Raw genomic sequence first — 18,743 nt, 5'->3', positions numbered from 1 at the left:
CCCTACCGTTTGGCTGATTAAGCAGCTTTGGCAGCGTCTTTGATCAGCTTGGCAACGCGGTCAGAAACAGCGGCACCAGTAGCAACCCAATGCTCGATACGAGCCAGGTCCAGGTTCAGCTTTTCAGCGTTACCAGCAGCAACCGGGTTGAAGAAACCAACGCGCTCGATGAAACGACCATCACGGGCGTTACGGCTGTCAGCAACTACTACCTGGTAGAACGGACGCTTTTTCGCGCCACCACGTTGTAAACGAATGGTTACCATATCGTCCTCATTAACATCTAATGAACAAGGCCCGCAAACACGCGGACCCTAGCTTAAAATAAGCCGCATAATTCTACTTGGATTCGTAATAATTGCAACCAAGCCAGCCATTTTTTGCGCAGAGCCCTAATGAAAAGGGCCTGCCGATGGCAGACCCTCTCTCAATACGGCAGGGATGATCAGAACGGGCCGCGGCCGCCGCCGAAGCCGGGGGGGAGCATATTCTTCATCTGGCTCATCATCTTGCGCATCCCACCCTTGCCGGACATCTTCTTCATCATGCGCTGCATCTCGGTGAACTGCTTGAGCAGCTTGTTCACGTCCTGCACCTGCATGCCGGAGCCCGCAGCGATGCGGCGCTTGCGGGAGCCCTTGATGAGATCGGGATGGGCACGTTCCTTCGGGGTCATGGAGCTGATGATGGCCTCCATCCGTACGGTGAGCTTGTCATCCATCTGATCCTTGACGTTGTCCGGTAGACCGGACATGCCGGGCAGCTTGTCGAGCATGCCCATCATGCCGCCCATGTTGCGCATCTGGGCCAGTTGCTCGCGGAAGTCTTCCAGATCGAAGCCCTTTCCGCTCTTGACCTTGCTGGCCAGCTTGGCCGCTTTTTCCTTGTCGACGTTGCGCTCCACCTCCTCGATGAGAGACAGCACGTCCCCCATGCCGAGGATGCGGGAGGCGAGGCGGTCCGGGTGGAAAGGCTCGAGCGCGTCGGTCTTCTCACCCATACCGATGAACTTGACCGGCTTGCCGGTGATGTGACGCACCGACAGGGCAGCACCACCGCGGGCGTCGCCGTCCGCCTTGGTGAGGATCACGCCGGTGAGCGGCAGCGCCTCGTTGAACGCCTTGGCGGTGTTGGCTGCATCCTGACCCGTCATGGCGTCGACCACGAACAGGGTCTCCACCGGCTTGATGGTGGCGTGAAGGTGCTTGATCTCCTCCATCATCTCGCCGTCGACGTGCAGACGACCTGCGGTATCGACGATCACCACGTCATAGAATTTCTTGCGTGCGTGGTCGATGGCTGCGGTGGCGATGGCGACCGGCTTCTGGGTGGCATCGCTCGGGAAGAAGTCGACGCCGATGTCGCCGGCCAGGGTCTCCAGCTGCTTGATCGCTGCGGGGCGATAGACGTCGGCACTGACCACCAGCACCTTCTTCTTGTTGCGCTCCTTGAGCAGCTTGGCCAGTTTGCCGACGGTCGTGGTCTTACCGGCGCCCTGTAGACCCGCCATCAGGATGATGGCCGGCGGCTGGGCTGCCAGGTTGAGCTGCTCGTTGGCTTCCCCCATCACGGTGACCAGCTCGCCGTGCACTATCTTGATGAAGGCCTGGCCCGGGCTCAGGGACTTGGCCACTTCCTGGCCTACCGCCCGCTCCTTGACGCGAGCGACAAAGTCACGCACCACCGGCAGGGCGACGTCCGCCTCGAGCAGCGCCATGCGGACTTCGCGCAGGGTATCCTTGATGTTCTCTTCCGTCAGGCGACCACGGCCGCTGACGTTGCGCAGGGTGCGCGAGAGTCGTTCAGTCAAATTCTCAAACATGACGCTTTCCGGTTCTTGGCGTGACGATGGGGGCATTATACCCCGATCCGCACTGTGGGGACGATGACTCGCCGCTTGTGGCGGCAACCCGCCATCGGGCGGGCAGATTAACCAATGAGGGCATTATACCCTCACCAACACTGCAGGGATGATTGCGTGCCGCTCTTGTGGCGGCCCCCATCGGCGAGCAGGTTAACAAATGGGGGGCATTATACCCCAGTCAGCGCCCGAGGACGATTATTCACCGCAAGGGGCAATCAGCGACTACTTATATATGGGCAGTTAGCCCCTGGCACAACTGGCGAGCATATCTTGTGCAAGGTATACTGCCCCTCTTATTCCCTAAAGCTTGTTTGACAACGACCTGGTTATGATCGTGATCTCTGTTCTGGCCCTGGCGTTTTACCTGCTGGCCATCATCGCCTCACTGCACCTGCTGCTCAGCGCCAAGCCTGTCGGGCAAGTTCCGCTGTTTGCCTGTATCGGCCTGGCCCTGACCGCCCATGGCGTGGCGGTCGGCAGCGAAGTACTGGCCACCCATTCCGGCCAAAACCTCAGCATGCTGAACGTGGCCTCTCTGGTCAGCCTCATCATCAGCTGCTTCATGACCTGCGTCACCCGTCGCTTCAACGGCTGGATCCTGCTGCCCGTGGTCTACAGTTTCTCTGCGTTGCTGCTGGCAGCCAGCGCCCTGATCCCCGGCCGCTATATCACCCATCTAGAGGCCCATCCCCAGCTGTTGCTGCACATCGGTCTCGCGCTGATGGCCTACTCGGTGCTGATGATCGCCTGCCTGTTTGCACTCCAGCTTGCCTGCCTCGACCGGCAACTCAAATCCAGGAAGATCAGCCACCTGCCGGCCATGCCGCCCCTGATGACGGTAGAGAGACGCCTGTTCCAGCTCATCTCGGCGGGGTTGCTGCTGCTGACACTTTCCATCGCCTCCGGCCTGTTCTTCCTGGAAGACATGTTCGCCCAGGGCAAGTCCCACAAGGCCATCCTCTCCATCCTGGCCTGGTGCGTCTACGCCCTGCTGCTGTGGGGCCACCACACCCGCGGCTGGCGGGGCCGCAAAGTCATCATGCTGAGCCTCGTCGGCAGCGTCATTCTGACCCTGGCCTATTTTGGCAGCCGCTTCGTCAAGGAAGTCCTGCTCAGCTGACCACCCGCTTATCCCTCAACCACCCATACAGGAGCCCTGCTTGGACAGTATCTCAACGAGTACATTGCTGATTGTTCTCGTTATCTTGATCCTTTTGTCAGCCTTCTTCTCCAGTTCCGAAACCGGTCTGATGTCCCTCAACCGTTACAAGTTGCGGCACCTGGCCCAGACCAAGCACAAGGCCGCGCGCCGGGTCGAAAAGCTGCTCGCCAGGCCTGACAGGCTGCTCGGCCTCATCCTCATCGGCAACAACCTGGTCAACATCCTGGCCTCCGCCATTGCCACCATCGTCTGCATTCGCCTGTTCGGGGATCTGGGCGTCGCCATCGCCACCTTCGGCCTGACCCTGGTGGTGCTGGTCTTCGGGGAAGTGACCCCCAAGACCCTGGCCGCCATGTTCCCGGAGAAGATTGCCTATCCTGCCTCCTGGGTGCTCAAGGGGCTGATGGTGCCCCTCTCCCCCTTCGTCTGGCTGATCAATGGCATCACCAGCGGCCTGCTCAAGATGCTGAGGATCAACCCGAACACGGACGACTCCCTCAATACGGAGGAACTGCGCACCATCGTCAACGAGGCGGGCAGCCTGATCCCCCAGCACCACCAGGAGATGCTGATCAGCATCCTGGACCTGGACAAGATGACGGTGGAAAACATCATGGTGCCCCGCAGCGAGATCTCCGCCATCGACATCAACGATGACTGGAAGGTCATACTGCGCCAGCTGGCTCACTGCGCCCACACCAAGACCCTGCTCTATCGCGACAACATCGACGACGTGGTCGGCTTCCTGCACGCGCGCGACGCCCTGAGGCTGGTCGCACGGGATCAGTTCAGCAAGTCCAGCCTGCTGCGAGAGGTCGACCCCATCTACTTCATTCCGCAGGGCACCCCTCTCAACGTGCAGCTGGCCAAGTTCCAGCGCAACAAGGAGCGGATAGGGCTGATTGTCGACGAATATGGTGACATCCAGGGGCTGATCACCCTGGACGACATCCTGGAAGAGATTGTGGGCGACTTCACGACCTCCATGGCGCCGGCTCCCAGCGACGAGATCCATCCCCAGCCGGACGGCACCTTCCTGGTCGAGGGCTCGGCCAACATTCGCGAGCTGAACAAGGAGATGAACTGGCACCTCCCCACCGACGGCCCGCGCACCCTCAATGGTGTGATCCTGGAGTACCTGGAAGAGATCCCCCAGCCCAACATCAGCGTCAGGCTGGCGGGCTATCCCATCGAAATCGTCGAAGTGGAGAACAACATGGTGAAGATGGCGAGGATCATGCCGCACCTGTACCGCGACGACTCGGATTACGAGGATTGAAAAAAAGGCTGCCGATGGCAGCCTTTTTCGTCTCACTCGTTCTCGTCATCCGGCTCCAGCACCAGGGTCGGGATCAACTCGCCAAACACCTGCTGCAGCTCGTCACGGTTGGCCAGCAGATCTTTCAGCGTGTAGCCATCCATCACGGCGAGGAAGGCGTTCATCGCCTCCTTCAGGGCGCTCTTGAGCAGGCAGACGGAGACGATATGGCAAACCGGCGAACCACAATCGATGCCGTCCAGATTGCCTTCCAGCGCCCGGATCACCTGGCCGATGTTCACCTCTTCCGGCGCGCAGGCCATGCGGATGCCGCCGTTCTTGCCACGCTGGGACTGCAGGTAACCCAGCTTCACCAGCTGGTTAACCACCTTCACCATGTGGTTGCGGGACACGTCGTACAAGGCGGACACCTTGGCCACGCTAGACAGCTCACCCTCCGGCAGGGTGGCCAGATAGAGCAGGGCTCTCAATCCAAAATCGGTATAGCTAGTCAGTCTCATAATGCCTGCGGCGCATAGCGCAAAGAATTGATGATTGATCCAGGTCAATTAAACATTTAGGATGCAACTTAGTAAGTGACATTCCAGATGCTTAATTAAAAGGGACCTCCTATGTTAGACCAAGCCACCATCGCCGTCATCAAGAGCACCATTCCTTTGCTCGAATCGGCGGGTCCTGCCCTCACCCAGCACTTCTACCAGCGCATGTTCAGCCATAACCCGGAGCTGAAGGATGTGTTCAACCTGGCGCATCAGCGCAGTGGCGGACAACCGCTGGCGCTGTTCAGTGCAGTGGCAGCCTATGCCAGGAATATCGACAACCTGGGGGCCCTGGCCGGTGCCGTGGAGCGCATCGCTCACAAGCACACGGGCTTCCTGATCCAGCCGGAACAATATCACATTGTGGGTAGCCATCTCTTGGCCACGCTCAAAGAAATGGGCGGTAGCGCGGTCACCGACGAGGTGCTGGCGGCCTGGGGCAAGGCGTATGGGGTGCTGGCCGACATCTTTATCGGCCGGGAGGGTGAACTCTACCGGGAGAAGGCAAGCCTGGCCGGTGGCTGGCAGGGGACCCGCCCCTTCCTCATCAAAGAGAAACGCCAGGAGAGCGAGCTCATCACCTCCTTCGTGCTGGCACCCGTCGATGGCAAGCCCGTGCTGCACTTCAAACCGGGGCAGTACATCAGCATCAAGCTGGTCCATCCCGATCTCGAGCATCAGGAGATCCGCCAATACTCCCTCTCCGATGCCCCCAACGGACGCGACTACCGCATCAGCGTCAAGCGCGAGCCACAGGGACAGGCCTCCAACCTCTTGCACGACAAGCTTCACGTCGGTGACGAGGTGGCACTGATGCCGCCGGCGGGTGACTTCTTCCTGCAAGAGGAAGCCACCACCCCGGTGGTACTGCTCTCCGCCGGGGTGGGGCTCACCCCCATGCTGAGCATGCTCAACCACCTGTTGGCCGGCCAGCATCAGGCCGAGATCCGCTGGCTGCACGCCTGCGAACAGGGCGCCCTGCATGGGTTTGGAGAAGATATCCGGGAAAAGAGCCGGCAGCACGCGCACCTGCAGAGCCGCACCTGGTACCGGATCCCCGGCGAGCGGGACGTGCAGGGGGTGGACTACGACTTCAGCGGCACCATGCAGCTGGAGCAGGTCACCGACCTCATCCCGGCCAACGCCCACTACTATTTCTGCGGCCCCGTCCCGTTCATGAAGTCGGTGAAGGAGCAGCTGGGCAATCTGGGCGTACCTGCCGGGCGGATGCACTACGAGGTCTTCGGTCCCCACCAGGAGATCTGATCCCGACTCACCGCCACGCACAAAGGACAAGGCCCGGACACCTAAGTGTCCGGGCCTTCTTTATGATGCCTGGCCGCCTGGGATCAGCGCATCGCCTTGGCGCGGGCGATGGCATTGGCGGGCATGCGATTGCCGAGCCGGCCGAGCAGGCTCGCCGCCTTCTGGTGAGTCGCCTTGTCACCGATGACGGCGCCGTGCAGCCAGTGATAGGCCTCCTCGTAATCCAGCGGGCTCCCCATGCCCTGCAGCAGCATCTCGACCCACTCCATCTGTGCCCGCAAGAAACCGAGGCTGGCGGCTTCCCGCATCAGGGTCTCGGCCCGCACCAGATCCTTCTGGACCAGAATGCCCTTCCAGTAATAGCGGCCGAGCTGTTCCAGCGCGGGTGCCAGCCCCTGGTTGGCGGCATCCCACATGTACTGCACGCCTATCTGGGCGTCGGGCTTGATGCAGACCCCCCAGGCGAGCATGTCCCCCCAGAGGAACTGATAGGCGGGGATCTTCATCACCGAAGCCCTCGCCTCGATGTCCTGGGTCAGCTGGCATCTGTCCTGCTTCACTCTGGCCAGATGGCGCCCCTGCTCTATCCAATTGAGCAGCTCGTCCTGCCGATAGAGCGGCACCGCCTGTAGATCACCGGTGGCGGGTGACACGGGCGCCGCCTTGGGCAAGGGGGCCGCAGCTGGCGCAGTCGCTTCCGGGACTGCGGCTGCCGGAGTAGGTGCCGGTGCCGTCGACTCCGGCACTGGAGCCGGGGCCGCAGCCGAGGGCAATGGTGCCGGCGAGGGCGTTGTCGAGGCGGGGGCGAGAGCCGTGGCAGCCGAGGGAGCCTGAACAGACGCAGCCGCCCCCCCCTGAGTGGGCGTGGCAGCCGACACCGGCTCGGCCCCCTGCACGGGGAGGCTGCACAAACCGACGATGGCGATGAGGGTACTGGGTTTCATCATAGGGATCTCCTGCTGCCCTCTGTTATCGGCAGCCGGGCTCATCTCCTTAGCCCGCCACACGCCGCCAAAAACGACAAAGGGGAGCCGAGGCTCCCCTTGTGATCGACGATACGCCTTATTTGACGAAGTCGACGCCCAGCTGGATGTCGGCCTTCAGGGTGGCCAGCATGCTGTCCATCGCTTCCTGCTCAAAGGCGCTCAGCTTGCCGTAGTCCAGCACGGTCTCGACGCCGTTCTTGCCGAGCAGCACCGGCTGCGCGAAGAAGGTGGCGTGCTCGCCGTTACCTTCCACATAGGCGCACTCGATGACGTTGGCTTCGCCCTGCAGGCCCTTGATGAGCGACAGACCGAAGCGGCAGGCCGCCTGACCCATGGAGAGGGTGGCAGAACCGCCACCTGCCTTGGCTTCTACCACCTCGGTACCGGCGTTCTGGATGCGCTTGGTCATGGCAGCGACCTCTTCAGCGGTGAAGCTGGCGCCTTCGACCTGGGAGAGCAGCGGCAGGATGGTCACGCCACTGTGGCCACCGATAACGTTGATGCGCACCTTGTCGACGTTCAGGCCCTTGGCGGCAGCCACGAAGGTCTCGCCACGGATCACGTCCAGGGTGGTGACGCCGAACAGGCGACGCTTGTCATAGACACCGGCCTTCTTCAGCACTTCGGCGGCGATGGCGACGGTGGTATTGACCGGGTTGGTGATGATGCCGATCAGGGCCTTCGGGCAGGAGGCGGCACACTTTTCCACCAGATTCTTGACGATACCGGCGTTGATATTGAAGAGATCGGAACGATCCATACCGGGCTTGCGCGCCACGCCGGCGGAGATCAGCACGACATCGGCGCCGACCAGAGCCGGGCTCGGATCTTCACCGCAGAAACCTGTTACTTTCACGTCAGTCGGGATATGGCTCAGATCTGCCGCCACGCCCGGGGTGACCGGTGCGATGTCATACAGGCTCAGTTCGGAACCGGCAGGAAGGCGATTTTTCAACAGCAGAGCGAGGGCTTGGCCGATGCCACCGGCGGCACCCAGAACGGCAACTTTCATGATCAACTCCATGTCTAAGCGTAGGTTTAAGGTTGTTTCTAGTTGGGGTAAGGCTGTCTTTTATTGTGCGCCTCACCTTAAAGGATCCCCTCCTAAAAAACAATCTGATAACAGTTGTAATCACAGGTTCTGTGAGCCAGGGAACAAGCGGCGACGAAAGCGGAGAGGAATATGCGATAAATGGGAGGAAAGACACAGATTTCCTGTGCCACCCTCACCATTAAGAGGTAAATACGACTGCTTCAGGACTGGAATGCCAGTGCCCTGCGCTCACACCAGCGGAAACCTATTGTTAACAATCCATTCATGGTCAGGTAGAGGGCGCCGGCCACGGTGAACACCGCCAGGGTGTCATAGGTCTGGGCGTTGAGGCGCTGAGCCAGCCCCATGATGTCCATGATGGTGATGGTACTGGCGAGCGAACTGCCCTTGAGCACCAGGATCACCTCGTTGGAGTAGGCGGGCACCAGTCGCCGGGCGGCGTGACGCACCTTCATCCACAGGGTCTGCCCGGCGGAGAAGCCGAGTGCGCGGCAGGCCTCTACCTCACCGGCCGGAATCGCATCGAGCGCCCCCTTGAACAAGCGGGTGGAGTAGGCGGCGGTGTTGAAGCCAAGCGCCAGCACGGCGCAGAACCAGGGCTGCTTGAGCAGCGGCCAGAGCGCACTCTGTTTAAGCCACTCGAACTGGCCCGGCCCGTAGTAGATAAGGAAGATCTGGATGAGCAGCGGCGTGCCGGTGAAGACCAGTACCCAGAGCTGCACCAGCTGGGTCGCCACCGGAATACGACGTTCCAGCACCCAGGTCATGCCGGCCGCCAGCAGTACCCCGAGCAGCAGGCTGAACGCAGTGAGCTGCAAGGTGATGGCCAATCCCCCCAGCAGGGTCATGAGATAGTCCTGCATGATCAGCCTCCGTAACGGCGGGTATAACGGGCCGCCAGCTTGAGGCCGAACTCGCTCACCAGGCTGATGGCCAGATAGATGAGGGCGGCGGCGGCGTACCAGGTAAAGGGTTGATAGGTACTGGCAGAGGCCATCTGGGCCTGGCGCATCATCTCGTTCACCCCGATGAGGGAGACCAGGGCGGTGTCCTTGAGCAGCACCAGCCACTGGTTGCCCAGCCCCGGCAGGGCATGACGCCAGGCCTGGGGCAGCACGATGCGAAAGAAGGTGTGCCCCTTGCCAAGGCCGAGCGCCAGCGCGGCCAGCCGCTGCCCGGCGGGCACCGCATTGAGGGCGGCCCGCAGGGTCTGGGTGGCATAGCTCGCGAACAGCAGGGAGAGCGCCAGCACGCCGCAGGCGAACGGGCTGAACTCCACGTACTCGCCGGTGATGAGGAAGAGCACCTGGGTCGAGCCGAAGTAGATGAAGAGCACCACCAGCAGTTCGGGCAGGCCGCGGATCAGGGTGGTCAAGGTGGCCACCGGCCACACCAGGGCAGGCCGCTTGCTGAGCTCGGCGGCGCTGAACGCCAGCGCCAGTACCATGCCCCCGACCAGGGATGCCAGGGCCAGCCCGAGGGTCATCCAGGCTGCATCCAACAACAGGTTCAACATGGCTTACTGCGCGAAGTACTTGTCATAGATCTTCTGATAGGTGCCGTTGGCCTTGATCTCGGCCAGCCCCTTGTTCAGCTGGGTCAGCAGCTCCAGGTTCCCCTTGGCCACCGCGATGCCAAAGCCGGTGCCGAAGTACTTGGCGTCGGTCACGGGGGAGCCGATCACGCCGTACTCCTTGTGCTGCTTGAGCCAGTCGGCGGCGACTGCGGTATCGGCAAACACACCGTCGGTACGGCCGTTCATCATGTCGAGGAAGGCGCTCTGGTAGCTGGCGTACGGCACGGTCAGCAGACCCTTGCCTACCCAGTTGTCCACCAGATAGGACTGGTGGGAGGTGCCGTTCTGCACGCCGACTGTCTTGTCCACCATCTCTTCTGGCCCTTTGAAGGCGCCCTTCTTGGCGACGAACACGGCGGAGTTCTCGTAATAGATGTCGGAGAAGTCGACCTGGGCGGCCCGCTCCGGGGTCACGTCCATGGCGGCGATGGCGGCGTCATAGCGACGGAACTTGAGGCTCGGGATCAGGCTGTCGAAGGCCTGGTTGTGGAAGCTGCACTCCAGCTTGGCCTGGGCACAGATGGCGCGGGCCAGATCGATGTCGAACCCCTGAAACTCGTTCTTGTCATCCAGGTATTCGAACGGCGCGTAGGTGGCCTCGGTGGCGAACTTGATCTCTTTCGCCAGCACCTGGGTGCTCAGCAGGCCCATGGCGGCGACCAGCAACAGACTCTTTTTCATGACAGCTTCCTTATCGATTCAATATCAATGCATCAAGAATTCGGCAAACCGGCTGGTTTGCGGGGCCTGGAAGATGGCGGCGGTGCCGGATTCGATGATCCGCCCCTTCTCCAGATAGATCACCTGACTGGCCACCTTGCGGGCGAACTCCACCTCGTGGGTCACCACTACCTGGGTAATGCCGGTCTGGCTCAGGGTGCGGATGATCTCCGCCACCTCTTTGGTAATTTCAGGGTCGAGGGCCGCGGTCGGCTCGTCAAACAGCAGCACCTGGGGATCCATCATCAGGGTACGGGCGATGGCCACCCGCTGCTGCTGGCCGCCGGAGAGGCGAGCCGGCCAGGCATCGCGCTTGTCGGCCAGTTGCAGCTGGGCCAGCAGGTAGGCGCCCTTCTCGATGGCGGCCTCACGGCTCATCCCGAGCACCTTGACCGGGGCTTCAATCAGGTTCTCCATCACGGTGAGGTGGGGCCACAGATTGTACTGCTGGAACACCATGCCCACCTTGCGACGCAGCGCCTGAGCCTGGCGGTTGAACTCGGCGGCGGGAAGGGTCGACGGGAAAGAAAATTCACTGCCTGCGATGCGCAGCACGCCGGCATCCGGAATGTCCAGCAAGTTCATCATGCGCAGCAGCGAGCTCTTGCCCGCCCCGCTCGGTCCCAGCAATACCAAGGTCTCGCCGGGAGCAGTCCGAAAACTCACCTGTTGCAGCACCGGCACCTTGTGCCAGGATTTTTCGACGCCGATTAATTCGATACCCATACAGCCCAACTGAATAAGTTTTCAAAATTTCGTCCTGATTCTAGCGTCAGCATACGTTGATGCAAGCTATATTTGAATCAATATGCAGAACAAGCGCCGCTTCCTTGCCAAAACAGGCATATGAATGCAAAATAGCGACGCTGTTCGTATCTGCCGCCTGAGCGTGACAGGCGGTCACCACCCTCACTCGTGAGTCCAAGATGAAACATAACGACAAGCAAGAAAAACTGGCCAAGGCCTTTAAAGCCTTGCTGAAAGAGGAGCGATTCGGCTCCCAGGCAGAGATAGTGACTGCCCTGCAAGAGATGGGCTTCGAGAACATCAACCAGTCCAAGGTCTCGCGCATGCTGAGCCGCTTCGGCGCCGTTCGCACCCGCAATGCCAAGATGGAGATGGTGTACTGCCTGCCGGTGGAACTGGGCGTCCCCACCACCTCCAGCCCCCTCAAGAATCTGGTACTGGACGTCGACCACAACGGCGCCCTGGTGGTGATCCACACCAGCCCGGGTGCGGCCCAGCTCATCGCCCGCCTGCTCGACTCCCTCGGCAAGGCCGAAGGGATCCTCGGCACCATCGCCGGTGACGACACCATCTTCATTACCCCAACCAGCGACACCGACATCGAGGAGCTCTACCTCTCCGCCCTCGAGCTGTTCGAACAGACGCCGTAAGGGGATCCACCGCCCAGCGGCGGTCGCGCCAGAACGCAAAATCCCGGCCAAGGCCGGGATTTTTGTTATCTGCAGACCGGGCTTATTTGCCCTGGGCCACCAGGAAGTCGACGGACGGCGCAAAGAAGGCCGCCCCGGTCACCGCCCGGGTGAAGCGCAGCAGGTGATCGAAGTGGCTGCCCTCCCCCTTGTACATGCTGGCCAGCATGGCGTTGAAGTGCAGCGGCGTGCGGCAGCAGGAGATGAAGTAGAGCCCCTGCTCGCTCATGGTGCCCCAGGGCATGCTCTGGCGCAGGATCTCCATGGACTCCCCCTTGGGGGTCTTGAGGTTGACCCGCTTGATGTGGGAGGTGAGCGGTTTGTCGGCAGACTCATACTCGATGTTGTCGGCCTTGGTGCGACCTATGATGTCTTCCTGCTCCTTCAGGGCCAGCTTCTCCCAGTCGCTCATGGCGTGGACCCAGCGCTGAACATGGATGTAGGAGCCACCGGCGAATTCGCCCCCTTCGAGCAGCGCCACCTCGGCCCTGTGATCCTCCTGCGGGTTCTCGGTACCGTCGACGAAACCGGTCAGATCGCGACAATCCAGATTGCGGAAACCGCGCACCTCTTCGGCCAATTCCACCAGGCCGGCCAGCAGGGCCATGACGCGCTGACCGGCATGATGCAGCACATCGACACGATCGGCACGCAGTTGCACGAACAGATCGAAGGGAGTATTCGGCGCCGTCTGGCCATTGGCGGACTGCGCCATGAAGCCGCGGAACTGGGGCGGACGGGCGGCGGGGTAGAGGTCATCCCAGGCATCGGCGCCCACGGCGATCAGACCGCTGAAGCCGGCATCGGGGAAATCGGCGCTCACCGACTCCCACAAGGTCGGCAGCCTGGCCAGACGGGCCGTCAGTTCGGCGGCATCACCGGTGCGGTTGAACATCAGATAGAGGGCGTGCAGATTCGGCTCTGCGCAGATCCCGGCTTGGGCTTTCATGTCTCTCTCCAAAGGCGTTGGCTATGGGCGTGGCGCGATTATAAACCAGTGCCATTTCAGTTCATTGATTTCGCGACGATATCGCGCGCTCAGGGCAAGGGGTCAAACAACACCAGGGAATGGGGGGCCACGGCCACCCGCGCCCTCTCTCCCTCCAGGGGCTCCCCTATACTGGCCTCCAGCTGCTGCCCCGCGCACTCCACCAGCACGCGGCAGTGATGACCCAGGAACTGCTGCTCCCGCACCGTCAGCTCGCCGTCAGCCGCCGTCGTCAGCGCCAGCTGCTGGGGCCTGAGCATGAGCTGCAGCCGCTCCCCGACCGCACGGCCATGAGGCTCGTGACCACAGATGGTCCCGAGGATGGTCTGCACGCAGTGGCTGTCCACCACCTCGGCGTCCAGGTAGTTGACCCCGCCGAGAAACTCCGCCACGAAGCGGTTCTCGGGGCGGCGATAGAGTTGCTCCGGCTGCCCCGCCTGCTCGATGTGGCCGGCCCGGAACAGTGCCAGCCGATCGGCGAAAGCGAAGGCCTCCTCCTTGCTGTGGCTAACGAAGATGGCTCCTATGCCCTGTTGCTTGAGCAGGGTGCGGATCTCGAGGATGAGCTTCATCCGCACCTGGGTGTCGATGTTGGAGAAGGGTTCATCCAGCAGCATCAACCGTGGCTTGCACACCAGGGCACGGGCAATGGCGACCCGTTGCTGCTGGCCGCCGGAGAGCTGATGGGGATAGCGCTCCCCCAGCCCCTGCAGATTGACCAGCGTCAGCGCCTCCTCCACCTGCTGCTGGCGCACGGAACGCTCGAGCCGCGTCAGGCCGAAGCCGATGTTGTCCGCCACCGTCAGATGGGGAAAGAGGGCGTAATCCTGGAAGATCATGCCGATGTTGCGCGCCTCGGGGGGCACATTCTCCCCCGGTCCTTCCAGCAGTGTCTCGCCGAGGCGGATCGCCCCCCCGGCCAGCGGCAACAGCCCGGCAATCGCCTTGAGCAAGGTGGTCTTGCCACAGCCACTCGCCCCCAGCAGGCAGACAATCTCGTTGTCGGCCACCGTCAGGGACAGCTGCTCCAGCACATTGCGACCGTTGTAGCGGCAGCTGACATTCTCAACCTGCAGGCAAGACACGACTGACATCCTCATATTTCTGTTGTTCCAAAGCGGCGGCAACCGCTCGACACCCTGCACGCCAAGGCGCGATGGCGCCGTTTATATCACGTTTTCGGGCTCAATGGCCCGGGCCATCCAGGCTGCGGTTGATCCAGACCAGGGGGATGAGCCCTACCAGCACGATGACGATGGCGCCGAGCGCTCCCCGCTCCAGCATCTCGTCCGAGACGAACTGGTAGACGTGGGTTGCCAGGGTCTCGAAGTTGAACGGTCGCAACAGCAGGGCGGCGGGCAACTCCTTCATGGATTCGATGAATACCAGCATGGCGCCGGCAAAGAGGCCGCGCCGCACCAGCGGCAAATGGATGCGACGCAGCATGCCGCCCGCCCCCTGCCCCAAGGATCGGGCCGCCATGTCGAGGCTGGGGGAAATCTTGTTCATGCTGCTCTCCACCGAGCCGATGGCGATGGCCACGAAGCGCACCAGGTAGCCGAACACGATGGCGGTGAGGGTGCCGGTCAGGAGCAGACCCGGCCCCTGCATCCCCAGCCACTCGGCCAGATCGTTGATGCCAAAGTCCAGCGCCGTCAGCGGCACCAGCACACCGATGGCCAGCACCGTGCCTGGCATGGCATAGCCCATGGCGGCGATGCGCAGGGGCAGCAGACTGCGCGTGCTTCCGTCGAGGCGGCGGAAGAAGCCGAGCAGCAGGGCGATCCCCATGGCAAGCAGGGCAGCCAGGGTCGAGACCGCCAGGCTGTTGCCAGCGAAGCGGACGAACTCCGGCGTCCACGACAGCGCGAAATAGCGCACCCCGTAGTCCAGCAGGATGGCGAACGGCAGGGCGAACCCCGCCAGCACCAGCCCCCAGCACCAGAGGCCGGCCAGCACGCGCCGCATCCCCGTGAGGGGGTAGCACAGCGGCTGCTCGAACCCCATGGACTTCTGGAACACCTGCTGACGCTGGCGTGAGCGGCGCTCCACGGCGATGAGCAGCACCACCGCCAGCAGCATCAGGCAGGAGAGCTTGGCGGCGGTGGCCAGGCTGCCATAGCCGAGCCAGGTGTCGTAGATGGCGGTCGTCAGGGTATTGATGGCAAAGAAGTGGACGGTGGCGAAGTCCGCCAGGGTCTCCATCGCCACCAGGGACACCCCCACCATGATGGCGGGACGGGCCAGTGGCAGACTCAGGCGGCGAAAACTCTGCCAGGGTGTGCAGCCGAGCAGGCGACTGGAGTGAATGAGACTGACCGACTGCTCCAGGAAGGAGGCTCGCGCCAGCAGATAGACATAGGGGAAGAGCACCAGGGCCAGCACCCAGGCGGCGCCGCCAAGGGAGCGAATGGCCGGAAACCAGTAATCGGCCGGACTGTTCCAGCCAAAGAGTGCTCGCAGCCCCGCCTGCAGCGGGCCCGAATAGTCGAGCAGGTCCGTGTAGACGTAGGCGACGATATAGGAGGGCATGGCCATGGGCAGCATCAGCGCCCACTGCAGGGCGCGTCGTCCCGGCACCTGGCACATGGCCACCAGCCAGGCGGTGGGCACCCCGAACAGCAGACTGAGCAGCACGACCCCCAGCACCAGACCCGAGGTGTTGCGAAGGTAATCGATCAGTACCGTATCGGCGAGGTGGGCAAACAGATCCCCGTCAGCCGATAGGGCCGAAAAGACGAGGGCAAGCACCGGCAAACCCAGCAGCAGGGCGGTGGCCCAGCTGCCGGCAATCCATCCAAAATTTTTCATGAGTCCACAGAGGTTGATGGGGCCCTTGGCCCCATCTGATTACAAGTCGAATTTCACTTCATCCAACAGCTGCAAGGCGTCCTTGCGGTGCTTGGCGTAGTCGCTGACCGGCAGGGCGTCAGCCTTGAAACTGCCCCAGGACTTGACCATGGCGGAAGGCTCGACACCGGCCTTGACCGGGTACTCGGCATTCACATCCGCATACATGTGCTGTGCAGTGTCGCCGGAGAGGAACTCCATCAGCTTCCGGGCGGCGTCCTTGTTCTTGGCATATTTGGTCATGGCCACGCCGCTCACGTTGACGTGGGCACCGCGATCACCCTGGTTCGGGAAGTTGATCTCGACCGCATCAGCCCAGGACTTCTGCGCCGGATCCTTCAGCATGGCGCCCAGGTAGTAGCTGTTGCCCAGGGAGATATCGCAGATGCCATCCTTGATTGCCTTGACCTGATCCCGATCGTTGCCCTGGGGCTTGCGTGCCAGGTTGGCCTTGACCCCTTCCAGCCAGGTCTTGGCATCCGCCATGCCGTGATGGGCGATCATGGAGGAGACCAGCGCCACATTGTACTCGTGCTTGCCGCTGCGAGTACAAATTTTTCCTTTGAATTCAGGCTTGGCCAGATCTTCATAGCTGATGGTGGCCAGCTTGCCGAGGCGTTCCTTGCTGGAGTAGATGGCGCGCACCCGGGTAGTCAGGGCGAACCAGCGGTTCTCCGGATCACGATAGATGGAGGGAATGTTCTCCTGCAGGGTCTTGCTGTCCACCGGCTGCACCAGGTCCTTGTCCACCAGGTCGGTCAGACGGCTGATGTCGACGGTCAGCATCAGATCCGCCGGGGAGAGCTTGCCTTCCCGCTCCAGACGCTCGTTCAGCCCCTCTTTGGCGAACACCACGTTGACCTTGATCCCGGTCTCCTTCTCGAACTGCTGGATGATGGGCTTGATCAGCTCATCCTGGCGGGTGGAGTAGACGTTCACTTCAGCGGCGAATGCCGACTGGGCGGCCAGGGTGGAGAGAGCCAGCGCCAGCATCTTCATTTTCATTGTCCGTTCCTTGTGTGCATATCGATTGATAACCATTTTCGTTTGCATTCTGCACGAGGCGCGGCCACCGGATCAAGGCGGTTCAGGGAGGTAGGATCACATATTTAACCATTGACCAAAGGAAAAGGGCCGGATGGTGTTCCATCCAGCCCCTTGAAGGCCAGTTTTTCATGCTACAAGCATCGCACTCCGGCCATCCCTGCCGCCCCCCGCGGCAGCGACATGACCGGTCGCGGCATCAGAGCGCCTCGTCGTCGCTCTCGCCGGTCCGGATGCGCACCGCCTGCAGCAGGTCGTAGACGAAGATCTTGCCGTCACCAATCTTGCCGGTATAGGCCGCCTTGCAGATGGCCTCGATCACCCCTTCCACGTTTTCGTCGGCGGTGGCGATCTCCAGCTTCACCTTCGGCAGGAAGTCGACCTGGTACTCGGCCCCCCGATATAATTCGGTATGCCCCTTCTGGCGACCAAAGCCCTTGACCTCCGAGACGGTCAGGCCTTCCACCCCCAGGTTGGCGATGGCCTCGCGCACGTCGTCCAACTTGAAGGGTTTGATAATCGCAGTAATCAGCTTCATCTGGTTGCTCCCAATCCATGGTATGTCACGAATGGGTCATCAATTCTTGTGCCAATTATTTTTATTGTTTACTTTCATAAGGATAGCCATTAAACCTCGAGCCTTTGCGGCTCCGGATCACCAAGGAAGCGCATCTCGCCCCATTATGAGGCACCAAGCTGCACCAGGCTCCCTTGATGCACCAAATGAGAGCATCACCCCATGTTAGTCATCTCCAACAGCGTGATCATCCCCTGGCACGAGCTGCAGTTTCAGACCATGCGCGCCCAGGGAGCCGGGGGCCAACACGTCAACAAGACCGACTCCGCCGTCTGGCTGCGCTTCGATTACCGCGACTCCCCCAGCCTGCCGGATCTCTATAAGGAGGGGCTGGAGAAACTCAGTGACAGCCGGGTCCACGACGGCTTCATCCAGATCAGGGTAGAGACCCACCGCAGCCAGGACATGAACCGCAAGGAGGCCATGAGCCGCCTGACCGAGCTGCTGAAAAAAGCCGCCTGGCGCCCCAAGGCCCGCCACGCCACCAAGCCGACCCGCAGCTCCCAGCGCAAGCGGGTCGACGCCAAGAAGCGCAAGGGGGAGATCAAATCCACCCGTGGCAAACCCGTGCTGGATTAGCTCGCCCATCCTTCGTAGGAGACACCGTGAAGTACAGTTTTTGTGAGTGCCGCCAGGGGCCCCTGCTCGTCGCCATCGATCAGGGCGGCCTGCGTCACGTGGAGTTCATGCTGGGGGAGCGCCCCATCCTGCCGCAGCCGGACTGGCAGCGGGATGACCAGGCCCTGGCCTCCTTCGTCGAGCAGTTTGACGCCTACTTCGCCGGCCGGCTGCGCCACTTCGATCTGCCCATGGCCGCCCGGGGCACCCCGTTCCAGCAGTCGGTGTGGCGCGCCCTGTGCGACATTCCTTACGGCCAGACCGTCAGCTACCTCGAGATAGCCCAGGCCATCGGCAACCCCAGGGCGGTGCGGGCGGTGGGCGCCGCCAACGGGCGCAATCCCTTGAGCATCATAGTGCCCTGCCACCGGGTGATCGGTCGCAGCGGCGAGCTGACCGGTTATGCGGGCGGCATCCCCATCAAACGCTGGCTATTGGCGCTGGAGCAGCAGGCTGCCGACGATTTCGTACTGCGCCCCTGAAAATGACATGCACGCTCATCAAGTGCTGACGGCTGACACCGGCATCACAGCAAGCCGTGACCGGGAGCCAACCCCTTGCCAGCGGATAAAACACTGATCATTGAAATGAATGCAGCATGAGCCCTGCATCTCACAGGCATCAGCCAGTGTTTCCAAAATGAACGGAATATGAAGCATCACCTCAGAAGGGCTTCAGACACCCTCAGGCATCATGGCTTCACACTTGGATGATATGGCTCATCCCTCATTCAAGTGGCACCCATGTGACGCTTCCAATCTGTCTTTTTCCCCGCGCCTCCTCT

The 18,743-nt window shown here is 61.7% G+C and carries 21 protein-coding genes; 6 read left to right on the top strand and 15 right to left on the bottom strand.

From position 1 onward, the window contains the following. Positions 1–17: 17 nt before the first annotated feature. Positions 18–266 carry a 30S ribosomal protein S16 gene (rpsP, locus tag J9885_RS11420; protein ID WP_010673084.1) on the bottom strand — a complete coding sequence of 83 codons (249 nt, stop codon included), beginning with the start codon at positions 264–266 and terminating at the stop codon, positions 18–20. Between the two features lie 179 nt (positions 267–445). Continuing rightward, positions 446–1,822 carry a signal recognition particle protein gene (gene ffh / locus J9885_RS11415; protein WP_043757643.1) on the bottom strand — a complete coding sequence of 459 codons (1,377 nt, stop codon included), beginning with the start codon at positions 1,820–1,822 and terminating at the stop codon, positions 446–448. Between the two features lie 370 nt (positions 1,823–2,192). Here ffh and ccsA point away from each other — a divergent pair, with 370 nt between their 5' ends. Both ccsA and J9885_RS11405 read left to right on the top strand, forming a co-directional pair. Next, the gene (ccsA, locus tag J9885_RS11410; protein ID WP_043757788.1) at positions 2,193–2,984 is read left to right on the top strand and encodes a cytochrome c biogenesis protein CcsA; all 792 of its coding nucleotides are present in this window, start codon (positions 2,193–2,195) and stop codon (positions 2,982–2,984) included. Between the two features lie 40 nt (positions 2,985–3,024). Next, complete coding sequence (locus J9885_RS11405; protein WP_043757640.1) at positions 3,025–4,305, top strand: CNNM domain-containing protein; 1,281 nt, start codon at positions 3,025–3,027, stop codon at positions 4,303–4,305. Between the two features lie 32 nt (positions 4,306–4,337). On the opposite strand, the gene J9885_RS11400 is transcribed toward J9885_RS11405, so the two are convergent. Further along, a complete protein-coding gene (locus J9885_RS11400) occupies positions 4,338–4,805 on the bottom strand; it encodes an Rrf2 family transcriptional regulator (RefSeq protein ID WP_043757639.1) in 468 nt (155 codons plus the stop codon). 111 nt (positions 4,806–4,916) lie between these two features. On the opposite strand from J9885_RS11400, the gene hmpA reads away from it, so the two are divergent. Continuing rightward, the gene (gene hmpA / locus J9885_RS11395; RefSeq protein WP_210549494.1) at positions 4,917–6,110 is read left to right on the top strand and encodes an NO-inducible flavohemoprotein; all 1,194 of its coding nucleotides are present in this window, start codon (positions 4,917–4,919) and stop codon (positions 6,108–6,110) included. Positions 6,111–6,193: 83 nt separating this feature from the next. Here hmpA and J9885_RS11390 read toward each other — a convergent pair whose 3' ends face one another. The 7 genes from J9885_RS11390 to J9885_RS11360 form a co-directional block, all read right to left on the bottom strand. Then, positions 6,194–6,763, bottom strand: a complete 570-nt coding sequence (locus J9885_RS11390) for a flagellar protein MotX (RefSeq protein ID WP_349237388.1) — start codon at positions 6,761–6,763, stop codon at positions 6,194–6,196. Continuing rightward, positions 6,744–7,019, bottom strand: coding sequence for a hypothetical protein (locus tag J9885_RS11385; protein ID WP_210549547.1), 276 nt, complete (start codon positions 7,017–7,019; stop codon positions 6,744–6,746). Before J9885_RS11385 ends, J9885_RS11390 begins: the two co-directional genes overlap by 20 nt. Before the next feature lie 153 nt (positions 7,020–7,172). Beyond that, entirely contained in the window at positions 7,173–8,108 is a 936-nt protein-coding gene (mdh, locus tag J9885_RS11380) for a malate dehydrogenase (protein WP_210549493.1), read from the bottom strand. Positions 8,109–8,350: 242 nt separating this feature from the next. After that, on the bottom strand, positions 8,351–9,013 hold the full coding sequence (artM, locus tag J9885_RS11375; RefSeq protein WP_134694865.1) for an arginine ABC transporter permease ArtM: 663 nt from the start codon (positions 9,011–9,013) through the stop codon (positions 8,351–8,353). A 2-nt stretch (positions 9,014–9,015) separates the two neighbouring features. Continuing rightward, on the bottom strand, positions 9,016–9,666 hold the full coding sequence (gene artQ / locus J9885_RS11370; RefSeq protein ID WP_210549492.1) for an arginine ABC transporter permease ArtQ: 651 nt from the start codon (positions 9,664–9,666) through the stop codon (positions 9,016–9,018). A 3-nt stretch (positions 9,667–9,669) separates the two neighbouring features. Beyond that, the gene (locus tag J9885_RS11365; RefSeq protein WP_210549491.1) at positions 9,670–10,407 is read right to left on the bottom strand and encodes a transporter substrate-binding domain-containing protein; all 738 of its coding nucleotides are present in this window, start codon (positions 10,405–10,407) and stop codon (positions 9,670–9,672) included. Between the two features lie 24 nt (positions 10,408–10,431). Continuing rightward, positions 10,432–11,172 (bottom strand): ATP-binding cassette domain-containing protein, encoded by a 741-nt coding sequence (locus J9885_RS11360; protein ID WP_210549490.1) that lies wholly within the window; start codon positions 11,170–11,172, stop codon positions 10,432–10,434. 200 nt (positions 11,173–11,372) lie between these two features. Between J9885_RS11360 and argR the strand changes: the two genes are divergently transcribed. After that, positions 11,373–11,843: a transcriptional regulator ArgR gene (argR, locus tag J9885_RS11355; RefSeq protein WP_005308670.1), complete on the top strand. Its 471-nt coding sequence runs from the start codon at positions 11,373–11,375 to the stop codon at positions 11,841–11,843. A gap of 82 nt (positions 11,844–11,925) precedes the next feature. On the opposite strand, the gene J9885_RS11350 is transcribed toward argR, so the two are convergent. The 5 genes from J9885_RS11350 to glnK all read right to left on the bottom strand — a co-directional run bounded on the left by J9885_RS11350 (position 11,926) and on the right by glnK (position 17,302). Then, positions 11,926–12,831 (bottom strand): Dyp-type peroxidase, encoded by a 906-nt coding sequence (locus J9885_RS11350; protein WP_043757609.1) that lies wholly within the window; start codon positions 12,829–12,831, stop codon positions 11,926–11,928. 89 nt (positions 12,832–12,920) lie between these two features. Further along, complete coding sequence (locus tag J9885_RS11345) at positions 12,921–13,955, bottom strand: ABC transporter ATP-binding protein (RefSeq protein ID WP_043757606.1); 1,035 nt, start codon at positions 13,953–13,955, stop codon at positions 12,921–12,923. A gap of 100 nt (positions 13,956–14,055) precedes the next feature. Beyond that, positions 14,056–15,681: an iron ABC transporter permease gene (locus J9885_RS11340; RefSeq protein ID WP_210549489.1), complete on the bottom strand. Its 1,626-nt coding sequence runs from the start codon at positions 15,679–15,681 to the stop codon at positions 14,056–14,058. 39 nt (positions 15,682–15,720) lie between these two features. Next, positions 15,721–16,725 (bottom strand): Fe(3+) ABC transporter substrate-binding protein, encoded by a 1,005-nt coding sequence (locus J9885_RS11335; protein ID WP_134694871.1) that lies wholly within the window; start codon positions 16,723–16,725, stop codon positions 15,721–15,723. Between the two features lie 238 nt (positions 16,726–16,963). After that, on the bottom strand, positions 16,964–17,302 hold the full coding sequence (gene glnK / locus J9885_RS11330) for a P-II family nitrogen regulator (RefSeq protein ID WP_005332325.1): 339 nt from the start codon (positions 17,300–17,302) through the stop codon (positions 16,964–16,966). A gap of 201 nt (positions 17,303–17,503) precedes the next feature. Here glnK and arfB point away from each other — a divergent pair, with 201 nt between their 5' ends. Continuing rightward, positions 17,504–17,920: an alternative ribosome rescue aminoacyl-tRNA hydrolase ArfB gene (gene arfB / locus J9885_RS11325; protein ID WP_043757587.1), complete on the top strand. Its 417-nt coding sequence runs from the start codon at positions 17,504–17,506 to the stop codon at positions 17,918–17,920. 26 nt (positions 17,921–17,946) lie between these two features. After that, positions 17,947–18,441 carry a methylated-DNA--[protein]-cysteine S-methyltransferase gene (locus J9885_RS11320; protein WP_210549488.1) on the top strand — a complete coding sequence of 165 codons (495 nt, stop codon included), beginning with the start codon at positions 17,947–17,949 and terminating at the stop codon, positions 18,439–18,441. Positions 18,442–18,743: the final 302 nt, after the last annotated feature.

Source organism: Aeromonas sp. SrichE-2G (genome assembly GCF_017939565.1).
Classification (GTDB): domain Bacteria; phylum Pseudomonadota; class Gammaproteobacteria; order Enterobacterales; family Aeromonadaceae; genus Aeromonas; species Aeromonas taiwanensis.
This window is presented reverse-complemented; position numbering and strand designations above follow the sequence as displayed.

Bases quoted from the DNA above. Each gene is read 5' to 3' on its own strand.
- argR (WP_005308670.1), top strand. From the start codon at position 11,373: ATGAAACATAACGACAAGCAAGAAAAACTGGCCAAGGCCTTTAAAGCC.
- ccsA (WP_043757788.1), top strand. From the start codon at position 2,193: ATGATCGTGATCTCTGTTCTGGCCCTGGCGTTTTACCTGCTGGCCATC.
- J9885_RS11360 (WP_210549490.1), bottom strand. From the start codon at position 11,172: ATGGGTATCGAATTAATCGGCGTCGAAAAATCCTGGCACAAGGTGCCG.
- J9885_RS11350 (WP_043757609.1), bottom strand. From the start codon at position 12,831: ATGAAAGCCCAAGCCGGGATCTGCGCAGAGCCGAATCTGCACGCCCTC.
- artM (WP_134694865.1), bottom strand. From the start codon at position 9,013: ATGCAGGACTATCTCATGACCCTGCTGGGGGGATTGGCCATCACCTTG.
- hmpA (WP_210549494.1), top strand. From the start codon at position 4,917: ATGTTAGACCAAGCCACCATCGCCGTCATCAAGAGCACCATTCCTTTG.
- J9885_RS11400 (WP_043757639.1), bottom strand. From the start codon at position 4,805: ATGAGACTGACTAGCTATACCGATTTTGGATTGAGAGCCCTGCTCTAT.
- J9885_RS11335 (WP_134694871.1), bottom strand. From the start codon at position 16,725: ATGAAAATGAAGATGCTGGCGCTGGCTCTCTCCACCCTGGCCGCCCAG.
- J9885_RS11340 (WP_210549489.1), bottom strand. From the start codon at position 15,681: ATGAAAAATTTTGGATGGATTGCCGGCAGCTGGGCCACCGCCCTGCTG.
- mdh (WP_210549493.1), bottom strand. From the start codon at position 8,108: ATGAAAGTTGCCGTTCTGGGTGCCGCCGGTGGCATCGGCCAAGCCCTC.
- J9885_RS11365 (WP_210549491.1), bottom strand. From the start codon at position 10,407: ATGAAAAAGAGTCTGTTGCTGGTCGCCGCCATGGGCCTGCTGAGCACC.
- arfB (WP_043757587.1), top strand. From the start codon at position 17,504: ATGTTAGTCATCTCCAACAGCGTGATCATCCCCTGGCACGAGCTGCAG.
- artQ (WP_210549492.1), bottom strand. From the start codon at position 9,666: ATGTTGAACCTGTTGTTGGATGCAGCCTGGATGACCCTCGGGCTGGCC.
- rpsP (WP_010673084.1), bottom strand. From the start codon at position 266: ATGGTAACCATTCGTTTACAACGTGGTGGCGCGAAAAAGCGTCCGTTC.
- glnK (WP_005332325.1), bottom strand. From the start codon at position 17,302: ATGAAGCTGATTACTGCGATTATCAAACCCTTCAAGTTGGACGACGTG.
- ffh (WP_043757643.1), bottom strand. From the start codon at position 1,822: ATGTTTGAGAATTTGACTGAACGACTCTCGCGCACCCTGCGCAACGTC.